Source organism: Streptococcus suis YS161 (genome assembly GCF_002760245.1).
Classification (GTDB): Bacteria; Bacillota; Bacilli; order Lactobacillales; family Streptococcaceae; genus Streptococcus; species Streptococcus suis_I.
The window spans coordinates 1-14089 of sequence record NZ_ASCA01000035.1 but is presented as its reverse complement, the minus strand read 5'-3'; the positions used below and the strand labels follow the sequence as shown (position 1 = coordinate 14089).

The 14089-nt window shown below is 41.0% G+C and carries 10 protein-coding genes, 1 tRNA gene and 1 rRNA gene; 11 read left to right on the top strand and 1 reads right to left on the bottom strand.

Annotation, left to right across the window (positions count from 1 at the left end):
* Window positions 1–170: 170 nt before the first annotated feature.
* Complete coding sequence (locus tag SST111_RS05030) at window positions 171–680, bottom strand: TetR/AcrR family transcriptional regulator (RefSeq protein WP_024409496.1); 510 nt, start codon at window positions 678–680, stop codon at window positions 171–173.
* A gap of 140 nt (window positions 681–820) precedes the next feature.
* Between SST111_RS05030 and SST111_RS05025 the strand changes: the two genes are divergently transcribed.
* From SST111_RS05025 to SST111_RS04970, 11 genes are all read left to right on the top strand, one after another.
* Complete coding sequence (locus tag SST111_RS05025; RefSeq protein ID WP_099810242.1) at window positions 821–1939, top strand: pectin acetylesterase-family hydrolase; 1119 nt, start codon at window positions 821–823, stop codon at window positions 1937–1939.
* A 9-nt stretch (window positions 1940–1948) separates the two neighbouring features.
* Complete coding sequence (locus SST111_RS05020) at window positions 1949–2968, top strand: alpha/beta hydrolase (RefSeq protein ID WP_099810241.1); 1020 nt, start codon at window positions 1949–1951, stop codon at window positions 2966–2968.
* A 221-nt stretch (window positions 2969–3189) separates the two neighbouring features.
* Window positions 3190–4473 (top strand): trigger factor, encoded by a 1284-nt coding sequence (tig, locus tag SST111_RS05015; protein WP_099810240.1) that lies wholly within the window; start codon window positions 3190–3192, stop codon window positions 4471–4473.
* Window positions 4474–4613: 140 nt separating this feature from the next.
* Complete coding sequence (locus tag SST111_RS05010) at window positions 4614–5534, top strand: metal ABC transporter solute-binding protein, Zn/Mn family (protein ID WP_099810239.1); 921 nt, start codon at window positions 4614–4616, stop codon at window positions 5532–5534.
* 33 nt (window positions 5535–5567) lie between these two features.
* Window positions 5568–8723 carry a pneumococcal-type histidine triad protein gene (locus tag SST111_RS05005; protein WP_099810238.1) on the top strand — a complete coding sequence of 1052 codons (3156 nt, stop codon included), beginning with the start codon at window positions 5568–5570 and terminating at the stop codon, window positions 8721–8723.
* 126 nt (window positions 8724–8849) lie between these two features.
* Window positions 8850–9431, top strand: coding sequence for a DNA-directed RNA polymerase subunit delta (rpoE, locus tag SST111_RS05000; RefSeq protein ID WP_004195758.1), 582 nt, complete (start codon window positions 8850–8852; stop codon window positions 9429–9431).
* 192 nt (window positions 9432–9623) lie between these two features.
* On the top strand, window positions 9624–11228 hold the full coding sequence (locus SST111_RS04995) for a CTP synthase (RefSeq protein WP_099810237.1): 1605 nt from the start codon (window positions 9624–9626) through the stop codon (window positions 11226–11228).
* 289 nt (window positions 11229–11517) lie between these two features.
* Window positions 11518–11603 (top strand) — tRNA-Leu (locus tag SST111_RS04990).
* A 234-nt stretch (window positions 11604–11837) separates the two neighbouring features.
* Complete coding sequence (locus tag SST111_RS04985; RefSeq protein ID WP_011922635.1) at window positions 11838–12719, top strand: class II fructose-bisphosphate aldolase; 882 nt, start codon at window positions 11838–11840, stop codon at window positions 12717–12719.
* 393 nt (window positions 12720–13112) lie between these two features.
* Window positions 13113–13301 carry a 50S ribosomal protein L28 gene (rpmB, locus tag SST111_RS04980; RefSeq protein ID WP_001140948.1) on the top strand — a complete coding sequence of 63 codons (189 nt, stop codon included), beginning with the start codon at window positions 13113–13115 and terminating at the stop codon, window positions 13299–13301.
* A 708-nt stretch (window positions 13302–14009) separates the two neighbouring features.
* A 16S ribosomal RNA gene (locus SST111_RS04970) occupies window positions 14010–14089 on the top strand; the annotation flags it as partial.

Sequence of the window (14089 nt, the reverse complement as noted above, 5' to 3'; positions counted from 1 at the left end):
CTGTTAAACCCAATCAACCACTGCGCTGAGATGTTGACACGAACTCTGAGTAGTGGTCCTGGGCTTTTTGCCCATCCTCACTATACACAAAAAGACTTAGAGTGACTGAAAAACAGTTGTCTAAGTCTTTTTGCTTGCTTGGTTTGGTCAAGAATGTTGATAAGCTTGCCCTATTGCTCTCCCATCAACCGCATGATGTCATCAGGGCTTTCCTTACAGCCTCTAGCAACCCAGGTTTTCAGCACTCGGAAAAATCCTCCCACAATAAATTGCAGGTGAAAATCATCGGTCATGTCCCCCAGTCTTTCTTTGAAATAGCGATCCAAGACCTCCTCGAGCAAGTAGTCCAAATGGTTGGCTGTCAATAAGCGAATCTTATCCTGTTGCTCATACCAAAAGTCAAAAAATTGCCGTAAAGCTAGTAAGAGGTGAGCATCTGACCAATCCGACAAGTCAATCTGCCGCTCGGTCAACCAGGCTTGCAATTCCAAGTTGAAGGACCGTTCGAGAACCTCTTCCTTATTAGAAAAGTTCCTATAAAAAGTCACTCGACCGATACCGGCTCGCTCCACCAACTCAGACACACTAATCTTTTCAAAGGATTTGTCTTCTAGCAACTCCCACAGAGCCTCCACGACACTCTCCACAAATAACGACTCTTTCCGCTTCACTCTTTCCATGCGAAACACTTCCTTTCCTTTGTTTCCTTTTGGGCAAATAGCAGAGCTGGGACTGGTTTTCCCACTGTTCATCTGCTATACTGATAAAAACGAAACACTTGTTTCCAAAAATATACCATAAAGGACAGAAAAAAGAAAGTATGAAAAAAGTTTGGAAAATAGTAGCAGCTGTAATAGCTACCTTAGCTTTGCTTGGTTTTATTGCCTACAAAAAGACATTTGGCTGGTCAGCTCCTGAGCTTGTTGATCAGACCCCACAAGTGAACGAATGGTACCGCCTCAGTCCCGAAGGGGTTGTAGATTCTCAGGGCAATCAGGCACATGGCCTGCTTCGTATCGGTAAAGAGAAGGATAAGGTGATGGTCTATTTCTTCGGTGGAGGTGTTAGTATCAATGAAGAGACTGCTAGTGGTGGCACACGCTATTTTGCGACCACAACTGGCCATCAAGATTATGTCGCAACTTGGGGAATTGGAAGTCCGCAGGAAGACAATCCATTTAAGGACTGGACCATGATTGTCCTTCCTTATGGGACAGGAGATTTTCATGCAGGGACCCAAAACTTCTCATATATAGATGACAAGGGGAAAGAGCAAGTAGTCCATCACCAAGGTTATTCCAATCTGATGAGTATTTTAGCAGCAGCCAAGGCTCACATAGGCAATCCCGATACGCTTCTGGTGACTGGATTTTCAGCTGGCGGATTTGCGACCTCGCTGCTAGCGGATGATGTCATTTCTCATTTTCCGACAGCGAAAAATGTCACCGTTGCAGTGGACAGTTCCTTTTTGAGACATGATAATTGGAAAAGCATAGCAGAAAATGTCTGGAAGACACCGACTTCTATTAGTGACCGCCTGCATTCAGATAATATTGTTTTAGATAGCTTAGTAGCCCTCCATGAGAAACGCGGGGATAGTGTTAAGATATTGTTTGATATTTCCTATCGAGATGGAGTTCTTCGGCAATATCAGGCATATATTGACTACGGGAAACTAGCAGATGCAACAAAAGCGAGCAGTGATGACTTTCAAATCAGGCTCAAACAGATGGCACAAGAGCTTCAAACTCAGATTGAGGGTGTGGGTATTTTTATCTGGAACTATGGTCAAGATGAAAAGACCACAGCTACTCAGCACACCACCATTAACTTCTCAACATTCTTTACCCCTATGTCTCAAGACAAGAGTGTGGCAGAATGGCTGGATGATGCGGTTAACGGAGAGGTAAAGAGTTACGGGTTAGAACTATTAGATTAGGAGAATAGCTTGAAAAAATTTAAAAAAATCATCTTATGGATCCTTGGGATTGTAGCTAGTCTCGGTATCATTGCTTATGTGTCGGTTACCAATCATCCGCAGTTGATGGTCGGTGTCATTCAATCGTTTATGTACAAGGAAAGTTCACCGAACTCTTACAGTCCTCTTTATGCCCCCATTGATGGTCTGAAAGAGAATGGTCAGTATTTGAAAAGTGAGATTGCCTATAGCAAGGACTATCCTAACAGCTTTTTAGATATTACCTATCCAGACCAAAATTTTGAAGCTGACCGTCCAACCCTCTTCTATTTCCACGGTGGTGGTTTCTTTGGAGGGAGTAAAAATATGGGTGACCCACTGGCTGCTAGCCAAGCGACCTACCTCATTGACGATATCGTTTCAAAAGGATATAATGTGGTCAATGTTGACTATGCCCTTGTTCCAGACTATCATTTTCCAACGCCTGTGATTCAGATGAATCAGGCCATTGCCTACATGAAGGAACACGCTGAAGAATACCATTTGAACATGGACAATGTCGTCTTGATGGGTTCATCAGCAGGTGCCATCATGGTAGCACAATATGGTAGTGTCTTAGCCAACAATGATTACGCTCAGCTATTGAACATTGAACCAAGTATTGCAAAAGAACAGGTCAAGGCTTTGGTCATCGATGATGCTCCCTTAGATTACGCTAAATTTAGCTTAGGTACGAAGATGTTGGTTGGAAATTATGTTTCAGAAACAATCTATCTAAGTGAGGAAGAAATCAATGCCTATAACCCGATTTCACATGTGAACAAGGACTACCCAGCTAGTTTCCTTCTGGGAAGCGAGTATCGGACAGATATGGTGTCGCTCAATAAGGCCTTGAAGCAAGCGGGAGTTGAAAATGAATTGGTCGATCCTTTAGCAGAAGAAGGGCTTGAAAAGCCACATGGTTTTGTGGCGAATTTACGAAATGACCCGGTGTCTGCCAAAGCATTTGAACGGATGATGACTTTTATAGACGATAGAACCAAGGAATAGTCGGAGTATTGATAAGTTGGAAACTGATGGGGATTTGCCCAATCAATCTGCCACTCTGAAAACCAAGTTTGTACTTAGAAAGTCTACGCCGAAAAATTCCAAATGAGAACAATGAGTCCCAGCTCTGCCATTTCCCAAAAGTACGTTATAAAATCGTTGAAATCCTTGTCAATTGTGTTATAATGAAGAGTATGCAATAAAATTTTAAGGAGAATGACAGAATGTCTGTATCATTTGAAGCAAAAGAAACAAACCGCGGCGTTTTGACTTTCACAATCGGTCAAGATGCTATCAAACCAGAATTGGACCGCGTTTTCAACAAAGTTAAGAAAGATATCAATCTTCCAGGTTTCCGTAAAGGTCACTTGCCACGTGCCGTTTTCAACCAAAAATTTGGTGAAGAAGCACTTTATCAAGATGTAGTAAACGCTCTTTTGCCAGCAGCTTATGAAGCAGCTGTTGCAGAAGCTGGTCTTGAAGTAGTTGCACAACCAAAAATCGACGTTGTGTCTATGGAAAAAGGTCAAGACTGGACAATCACTGCTGAAGTTGTGACAAAACCTGAAGTAAAATTGGGTGACTACAAAAACTTGGCAGTTTCAGTAGAAGCAACTAAAGAAGTATCTGACGAAGAAGTAGATGCAAAAATCGAACGCGAACGCAACAACTTGGCTGAATTGGTTATCAAAGAAGGCCCAGCAGCTGAAGGCGACACAGTTGTTATCGACTTTGTAGGTTCAATCAACGGTGTTGAATTTGACGGCGGTAAAGGTGAGAACTTCTCACTTGGACTTGGTTCAGGTCAATTCATCCCAGGTTTTGAAGCGCAATTGGTTGGTCACACAGCTGGTGAAGAAGTAAACGTTGAAGTGACTTTCCCAGAAGACTACCAAGCAGCTGACCTTGCTGGTAAACCAGCCCTCTTCGTAACAAAAATCCACGAAGTAAAAGCAAAAGAAGTTCCAGCTTTGGATGACGAATTGGCAAAAGACATCGACGAAGAAGTGGAAACACTTGATGAGTTGAAAGCAAAATACCGCAAAGAATTGGAAGCGGAAAAAGAAGTTGCCTTTGATGATGCAGTTGAATCAGCAGCTCTTGAATTAGCTGTAGAAAACGCTGAAATCGTTGAATTGCCAGAAGAAATGATTCACGAAGAAGTTCACCGTGCCATCAATGAATTCTTGGGTGGTATGCAACAACAAGGTATCTCACCAGATATGTACTTCCAAATCACTGGTACAACTCGTGAAGACCTTCATAAGCAATACGAAGCAGATGCTGAAAAACGTACTAAGACAAACTTGGTTGTTGAAGCAGTAGCGAAAGCAGAAGGTTTCGAAGCAACTGAAGAGGAAATCAACAAAGAAATCGAAGACTTGGCAGCAACTTACAACATGGAAGTCGCACAAGTACGTAGCTTGCTTTCACCAGAAATGCTTAAACACGACATCGCTGTTAAGAAAGCTGTAGAAGTGATCACAAGCACTGCAACTGTAAAATAATTATTTGGAAACTCGACTTGGTCGGGTTTTCTTTTTGTTTTTTGATAAATTAGTATATATTTTTAAAAAAACACTTGACTGGTTAATTATTTTGTGGTATAAACTTAACTGGTTAATGTTTTTTGTGAAAAGGAGGAAATATGCTAAAGAAAATACTTGGAGCTTGTCTTTCGGTTCTAGCTGGTTTGTGCTTGATGGCTTGCTCGGTTCAGAAAGAGGCTAGTCAGGTTCAGTCAGGAATGCGGATTGTGACCTCATTTTACCCGATTTATTCACTGGTTAAGGAAGTGTCGGGAGATAAGAATGATGTTCGGATGATTGGCTCAAGACAGGGCATACACTCTTATGAACCATCGGCTGCGGACATAAAGGCCATATACGATGCAGATGTTTTTATCTATCATTCGCGAATTTTGGAATCCTGGGCAGGACGTTTGGAACCTAATTTGCAAGGTTCATCTGTCAAGGTTTTGGAGGCTTCGACAAATTTACCGCTGACAAAGGTTCCAGGGTTAGAGGACATAGAAACTGGTCAAGGGATTGATGAAGCTAGTTTATATGATCCCCACACATGGCTGGATCCAGTTTTGGTTGGTCAGGAAGCTGTTGCAATTGGTGAACTTTTAGCAGAAAGTGATCCTAAGAATGCGGATTATTATCGTCAAAATGCCGCAGCTTTAGAGGAAAAGGCGCAAAAGTTGGCAGACAAGTATAGCCCAATCTTTTTAAAAGCCACATCAAAAACATTTGTCACTCAACACACTGCCTTTTCCTATACTGCCCAACGATTCGGTCTAAAGCAGTTGGGGATAGCAGGGGTGTCTGAGGAAGAACCAAGTCCTAGACAGTTGGCGGAAATTAAAGAATTTGTTGACACCTACAATGTGCAAACAATTTTTACAGAAAAAGGTGCCTCGGATAAGCTTGCCAAGGCATTGGCGAGTTCGACAGGTGTAGATTTAAAAGTGTTGGATCCTCTTGAAGCAGATCCAGAAAATAATTTAACCTATCTAGACAATCTAGAGCAAGTCTTAGAAACATTAGCTCAAGAGTTAAAATAAAAGGCCGAATTCTATCGACCGAAAGGAGAAAAAATGAAGAAAAAAGCAGTTGTTGGCTCCGTAGCCGCCCTTGTTTTAGGGATGAGTCTCTGTAGCTATCAGCTTGGACGTTTCCAAGCGATGGAAGAGCAAAAAAATCGTGTGTCCTATATTGAAGATAGTCAAAGTGTACAGACTACCGTTGCTGAACAATTAACACCTGATCAAGTTTCTGCCAAGGAAAATATTGACGCTGAGCAGATAGTCGTTAAAATTACTGATCAAGGCTATGTGACATCACACGGTGACCATTTCCACTACTATAATGGTAAAGTCCCCTTTGATGCGATTTTTAGTGAAGAGTTGGTCATGAAGGACCCAAACTATGTCTTACAAGACAGTCACATCATCAATGAAGTCCAGGATGGCTACGTCATAAAAGTTGATGGGAAATACTATCTCTATCTAAAAGACCCTAGCAAACATAAAAATGTTCGTAGCAAAGAAGAAGTGGAGCGGCAAAAAGGAATCTCTTCTGCTGACAGTAAGAATCAGGTGGCAGGAAATAGTAAAGATGGCCGCTACAGAACAGACGATGGCTATGTCTTTAATCCGACAGATGTTATTGAAGACACGGGAGATGGTTTTATCGTTCCACACGGCGACCATTTCCACTTTATTCCTAAAAAAGATTTATCAGCTGCCGAATTGAAGGCTGCTCAAGATTACTGGAATCAAAAAGGAAGTGTGAGCTCGGCTAGTGGTAGTCAATATGGCGATAGAAATAATAGAGCTCAACAGACAACAATTAGTGCGGGGCAAGGTCAGGATTTGGCTAGTTTATTGGCTCAATTGGATGCAACACCCCTATCTCAACGCCATGTAGAAGCGGATGGATTGGTATTTGACCCAAGAACGATTACGAAGAAAACCGCAGCAGGTGTCATCGTTCCACACGGCGATCATTACCACTTTATTCCATACAGCCAGATGTCTCCTCTAGAAGAGAAGATTTCTCGAATGATTGGTGTAAATGGAGCAGGTGTTTCTTCTGGCGCACAAGCAAGTCACTCCCAACATACACCAACACAACTAAATCGTCCAGTAACACCAATCGGCACGGTTACAACACAACCGGTATCGCCTACACAACCAGTATTACCAACACAACCGAAGCAGTCAACAGGGAAAGTGGTTTCCTATATGGGACGTCAAATTCCTGCTTACGGAAAAGGTTTAGATGGTAGGGCATATTTTACAAGTGATGGATACATCTTTAGCAAATCCTCTATTACCTCAGTTGATGATCAAGGGCTGATAGCTAGTCATGGAGATCATTTCCATTATGTTGGTTTTGGCGAACTCGAAGATTTTGAAATCAAGCAAGTAGAGGAATGGGTTAATGAGAAGGCGGGCAAACAAGTGCTACCGAAAACATCTGAACAAGTAGGAAACGATGCTAAACCCACAACACCAAGTCAAGGGAATGATTCAAAACCTGTAAAACCAATTCAAGAAGAAAATCGCCCTGCATTTGAATACAAACAAGTAACGGCTAAACGTAAATTGGCTGGAAAAGTTGTTTATGAAATGGAAGTAGGTGGAAAAACTTATACATATGGTCGTGACGAACTAGATTTGATGAAGATCTCTTTTGCTGAGTTGACCTTGGCAGAAAAAGATAAGCAGTATATCTTTGATATTGCACCGCTTGCAGAAGGAGATCTTACACCAGCCATGTTGGTCGGTATGGATCAAATTCCGATGAAGGGAGCGAATGCAACCTATGATACTGGACAATCCTTTATTATTCCACACATTGATCACATCCACGTCCTACCTTACACATGGTTGAGTAAGGAACAAATTGCAACGATCCGCTATATCATGCAACATCCTGAAATTCGTCCATCTGCTTGGACTACAAGTGGACATGGTGATGGAGAAGCAACGGATCTTGTTCCTCCAATTCTAAATGCAACACCTAAAGCAAACCGCTTAGGCTTGAAAAATTGGCAAATCATTCACACTGCAGAAGAAGTCATGGATGCACGTGCAAAAGGGAAATTTGCAACAAATGATGGCTATATCTTCTCGGCGGAAGACGTACTAGATCCAGCAAGTTTTGTCTTTAGTCAAGCGTTCAGTCTACCAAGAGCGACAGGAGGTTCTCTACGTTCAATTTCCAAGAAAGATTTATCTAAAGAAGAATTGGAAGCTGTACAAACTCTTCTTGATAAACGAGATGCTGAAGAATTGGCGAAAAATGTCACACCGATTGAGAAACGTGCAGGTTTGAAAAATTGGCAAATTGTTTACTCAGCAGAAGAGTTGGCAGAAGCTAAGGCAGCAGGAAAATATACAACGAAAGATGGCTATATTTTTGATCCAGCAGACCTATTAGATCCCAAAGTGAAAATAGGTACGGATAACTATCGCATCCCACGTGTGATTACAGATGGTTACCGTCGGATTAACAAGAGTGATTTGAATTACTTAAGCGAGCTGATCCCAGCAGAGGCTATGGTGGCTCAACGTGAGAAATCTAATTCTAGTTCACCGTCAACACCTGCACCAACTGAAACAGGAGCAAGTGCAGGCGAGCCAACAACGCCAGAACAGCCGCAAGTTGCAAAAGAAACAGCAGAGGAAATTTATAACCGAGTGGAAGCGAAGAAAGTCGTTCCTTTCGAAGCACTGACCTACAATGCTGGCTATGCGACCGAAGTACGCAACGGGACTCTGGTAATTCCGCATCAAGATCACTATCATTATGTATCCTTTAAATGGTTTGACCAAGGTAGTGCAAGAAGTCCTGAAGGGTATAGTTTAGAAGATTTCCTAGCAACGGTTAAATACTACATGACTAATCCACAAGAACGCCCTGTTTCAGACGATGGCTGGGGAGTATTTACACCAAATACACCATCTGAATCAACAGAAGAAACAGAGATGGAAGAAAGTGATGAAGAAATTATTTCTGAAGAAACCGAGGAAATTGACGAGTTTACAGAAGAATTAAAACGAAGAGCAGAAGAGTTTGGCATGGACTTCAAAACCTTTGAACAAAGTCTGGTCACACTCTCAGACCGTTACAAAGTTTCTTTTGAAGCTTTCGAATATGATGCAGCAAGCAAAGTTGTTCGACTTGTAGATAAGGATGGGGTCAAACGGATCATCTCCCTTCCAAGTTTAGAAGAACAAGTATAGTAAACAAAATACCTGTAGCGCTGAGCTCTGCAGGTATTTTTTTACAGAAAAACGATAAAGATTATCTTTGACTATTTGCCTTTTTTAGCGTAAAATAGAAAGGAAAGACAAAAAAGGAGAACAGCCTTGGAACTTAACGTATTTGCAGGACAAGAAAAAAGCGAACTTTCCATGATTGAAGTAGCCCGTGCTATTTTGGAAGAACGTGGACGTGACAACGAAATGTATTTCAACGACTTGGTCAATGAAATTCAAAACTACCTTGAAAAATCAAACAGCGAGATTCGCGCAGCCCTCCCAACCTTCTATTCTGATTTGAATGTGGATGGAAGCTTCATTCCGCTTGGCGAAAACAAATGGGGCTTACGTTCATGGTACGCAATCGATGAGATCGACGAAGAAGTGATCACTCTTGAAGAAGATGATGAAGATGCACCAAAACGCAAGAAGAAACGCGTCAATGCCTTTATGGACGGTGATGATGATGCGATTGACTATGGACATGACGATCCAGAAGATGAGGACAACTATCCGGGTAGTGCATCATCAGAATACGATGATGAAAATCCAGATGACGAAAAAGATGAAGTTGAGTCCTATGATTCAGAAATCAACGAAATTATCCCAGATGACGAATTGGATGAAGAGGATGTTGATTTAGGTGAAGATGATGACGAGTATTCAGATGAAGAGGTCGTCGACGAATAAGAATTATATCCCCCTAGATTCTTAAAAATAATTTGACAAGACTACCAAATTACGATAAGATATTATCGGGCACCTCTTTTGAGGTCGGAGCTCCCTAGCGATAGGGAGCTATTTTTGTTTTTTCTTCAAGTTAACAGGAAGTATCCCCACAAATTGCTTCCTATTAGCCTGAATCGTAGAAAAGGAGTTTGCATGACAAAGTATATTTTTGTAACAGGTGGCGTTGTTTCCTCTATCGGCAAAGGGATTGTAGCAGCCAGCCTAGGTCGTTTATTGAAGAACCGAGGTCTCAAGGTAACAATCCAAAAATTTGATCCATACATCAACATTGACCCGGGAACAATGAGTCCGTATCAACACGGTGAAGTTTTTGTGACGGACGACGGCGCAGAAACCGACTTGGACCTTGGGCATTATGAGCGTTTCATCGACATTAACCTGAACAAATATTCAAATGTTACAACAGGTAAAATTTATAGCGAAGTCCTCCGTAAAGAGCGTAAAGGGGAATACTTAGGGGCAACAGTTCAAGTTATTCCACACATTACAGATGCTTTGAAAGATAAAATCAAGCGTGCAGCTCGTACTACAGATGCAGATGTCATCATCACGGAAGTAGGTGGTACAGTAGGTGATATTGAAAGCTTGCCATTCCTTGAAGCGCTTCGTCAGATGAAGGCAGATGTCGGTTCAGACAATGTTATGTATGTCCATACAACACTCTTGCCTTATCTCAAAGCAGCAGGCGAAATGAAAACTAAGCCAACACAACATTCTGTAAAAGAGTTGCGTGGTCTAGGTATTCAGCCAAACATGTTGGTAATTCGGACAGAGCAGCCTGCTGGACAAGGAATTAAAAATAAACTGGCACAATTCTGTGATGTCGCTCCAGAAGCAGTTGTTGAGTCCTTGGATGTCGAACATCTTTACCAAATCCCATTAAATATGCAAGCGCAGAACATGGATCAAATTGTTTGCGATCACTTGAAGCTCGACGTACCTCCAGCAGATATGACAGAGTGGACAGCAATGGTAAACAAGGTTCTTAATCTCCAGAAAAAAGTAAAAATCGCTTTAGTTGGTAAGTATGTAGAATTACAAGATGCCTATATTTCTGTAGTTGAAGCTCTAAAACACTCAGGATATGCAAATGATGCTGCTATCGAATTGGACTGGGTCAATGCAAATGATTTGACAGCAGAAAACGTAGCTGAACGTCTAGGACAAGCACAAGGAATTATCGTTCCTGGTGGCTTTGGACAACGTGGTACAGAAGGGAAAATACAAGCCATTCGTTATGCTCGTGAGAATGACGTGCCAATGCTAGGGGTCTGCTTGGGAATGCAGCTGACCTGTGTAGAATTTGCTCGTCACGTTCTCGGTTTAGAAGGTGCTAACAGCTTTGAATTAGACCCAGAAACAAAATATCCAATTATTGACATCATGCGTGATCAAATTGGAGTGGAAGATTTAGGAGGAACTCTCCGTTTAGGTCTTTATCCAAGCAAGCTCAAACGTGGCTCCAAGGCTGCAGCTGCTTATGATAATCAAGAAGTTGTACAACGTCGCCATCGTCATCGTTATGAGTTTAACAATGACTTCCGTGAACAATTTGAAAAAGCAGGTTTTGTTTTCTCAGGCGTGTCACCAGACAACCGTTTGGTAGAAATTGTTGAAATTCCAGAAAATAAATTCTTCGTTGCCTGCCAATACCATCCAGAACTACAATCTCGTCCTAATCGCCCTGAAGGTTTGTATACAGCCTTTGTTTCAGCAGCTATGGAGAATGAAAAATAAGTATAACTGTTATAGAAGAAGATTGGTATTATTCAATCTTCTTTTATATTTTATATAAATAAACGAAAAAGATGTCAGTATTTTATAGAAGAAAATACGAAATACCACCCCCATATGGCATCATTGTCTAGATGGTTTTAAGCATTATATATAGTAGAATATTGCAAAAGAATCAGCTAAATCAATAGGTTTTGGCAAAAAAGGTAAAAATAAGGTAAAAATAAAAAATAAAATTCAAAAAAAGTGTTGACAAGGCTAGTCCCTAATGATATACTAGTTCTTGTGTTAAGCGGGGATGGCGGAATTGGCAGACGCGCAGGACTAAGGATCCTGTGACCGCTTTAGGTCGTGTGGGTTCAAGTCCCACTCTCCGCATAGTGGACTAGCTAAGGCTAGTCCTTTTGCTTTATCTAGATAAGTGCAGAGCACGATATATGCTAGTTCATAAATTACAAGAATGATACGAAACAGGCATTATTATGGCTTTCATGAAAAGATATGTGAAAGTTTTCTCAAAACTAGACGGTTTCAACTAGCATTTTCAAAATAAAAATGGTAGAATAGAAGAGTATGAGGTGCAACCTCAAAAAATATTAGGAGGCTATCGAAATGCCATTAGTTTCAGCAGAAAAATTTGTCCAAGCAGCTCGTGACAACGGTTATGCAGTTGGTGGATTTAACACAAACAACCTTGAGTGGACTCAAGCTATCTTGCGTGCAGCAGAAGCAAAGCAAGCTCCAGTTCTTATCCAGACTTCTATGGGTGCAGCTAAGTACATGGGTGGTTACAAAGTAGCTCGTAACTTGATTGCAAACTTGATTGAATCAATGAACATTACAGTTCCAGTTGCTATTCACCTTGACCACGGTCACTACGAAGATGCACTTGAGTGTATCGAAGTTGGATACACTTCTATCATGTTTGACGGTTCACACCTTCCAGTAGAAGAAAACCTTGCAAAAGCAAAAGAAGTTGTAGAATTGGCGCACGCTAAAGGTATCTCAGTTGAAGCTGAAGTTGGTACTATCGGTGGTGAAGAAGATGGTATCGTAGGTAGCGGTGAATTGGCTCCAATTGAAGACGCAGTAGCAATGGTTGCAACTGGTATTGACTTCTTGGCAGCAGGTATCGGTAACATCCACGGTCCATACCCAGCAAACTGGGAAGGTCTTGACCTTGACCACTTGCGTAAATTGACTGAAGCTGTACCAGGTTTCCCAATCGTATTGCACGGTGGTTCAGGTATTCCAGATGCACAAATCCAAGAAGCAATCAAATTGGGTGTTGCTAAAGTTAACGTAAACACTGAGTGCCAAATCGCATTTGCAAACGCAACTCGTAAGTTTGCAGCGGCTTATGAAGCAAACGAAGCAGAATACGATAAGAAAAAACTCTTTGACCCACGTAAATTCTTGGCAGACGGCGTGAAAGCTATCCAAGCATCTGTTGAAGAGCGTATCGACGTATTCGGTTCAGCGAACAAAGCTTAATGTAACTGCGAAGAAATCTCAGATTTCAAGTAAACAAAGCATAAGTTTCTTAGATTAAACCAAAAAGGATTTTCTTTCGAGAATCCTTTTTTATTATGTAGTTGATTAAGTTTAATCTAGTTCCTCGCTATGAAGAAATCTATGATAGAAGTGAGCAGAGAACAGTTAAAATATAAACCGCTCCAAAGTTTTTATGACTCTAATGACTTAGAGAACGAAGAATTATGGATGGGACGCAAACAGTAGTGTTAAAATATTTACCTATGAGTATAGATACTTTAAAAAAATAAAAATGAAAATAATTCTTGCCAAGTCCAATCTTTTCTGTTAGAATAGTATGGTATGTGGTGCTAGCACATCCGATATATTTGATCAAATGAGGAGGAAGATACAATGGCTAAAGTATGTTATTTCACTGGTCGTAAGACTGTATCAGGTAACAACCGTTCACACGCTATGAACCAAACTAAACGCGCAGTTAAACCAAACCTTCAAAAAGTAACTGTTTTGATTGATGGTAAACCTAAAAAAGTTTGGGCTTCAGCACGTGCACTAAAATCAGGCAAAGTTGAACGCGTATAATAACAAAGTCGTTAGAAAAATCTAGCGACTTTTGTTTTTGGAAAAATAGCCTAGATATAAAGTCGGTGAGGAGCAAATTCGGCCACTACATAATAAACAGGAAAGAATATCAGCTATATAGCTCTTCACATTGTTGCTGAAAAGTTAACAAAGAAGGAACGTTGTCAAAAATAAACTATGTATTGATGTGGAAGATTTTTCTAAGTTTGAACATTTAAACTTGGATTGACATTAGAAGTTGTACGAGAGAGCATATGTACGGGGTCTACAAGAAGGAAATCACGAACTGGAAGAATAGAGAGAGTTAAAAAAGGTAAAAAAATCCAAAAAATCCCAAAAACCCGGTTGACAAAGTATATAAGTCGTGATAGAATAATTGAGTTGTCTCTTGAGGGGCTAGTTAACAGCGGAACGAAAAAAAGTTTCGAAAAAGTGTTGACAAGACCATCAGAAGATGATAAACTGATTGAGTTGTCTCTTGAGGAACTGGTTAACAGAGGGACGAAAAAAAGTTTCAAAAAAGTGTTGACAAAGTTCACAAGAAATGATAAACTAAGATAGTTGTCGCGAGAGCGCGATAACGACAAGACCTTTGAAAATTAAAGAAGACGAACCAAACGTGCAGGGTGATTTATCTAAAGATAAATCGTCAATGACAAAAAACAATAAAACGGAAAGCTAGTGATAGCTTGAGTTTGAATCAAAACTTTTAACGAGAGTTTGATCCTGGCTCAGGACGAACGCTGGCGGCGTGCCTAATACATGCAAGTAGAACGCTGAAGTCTGGT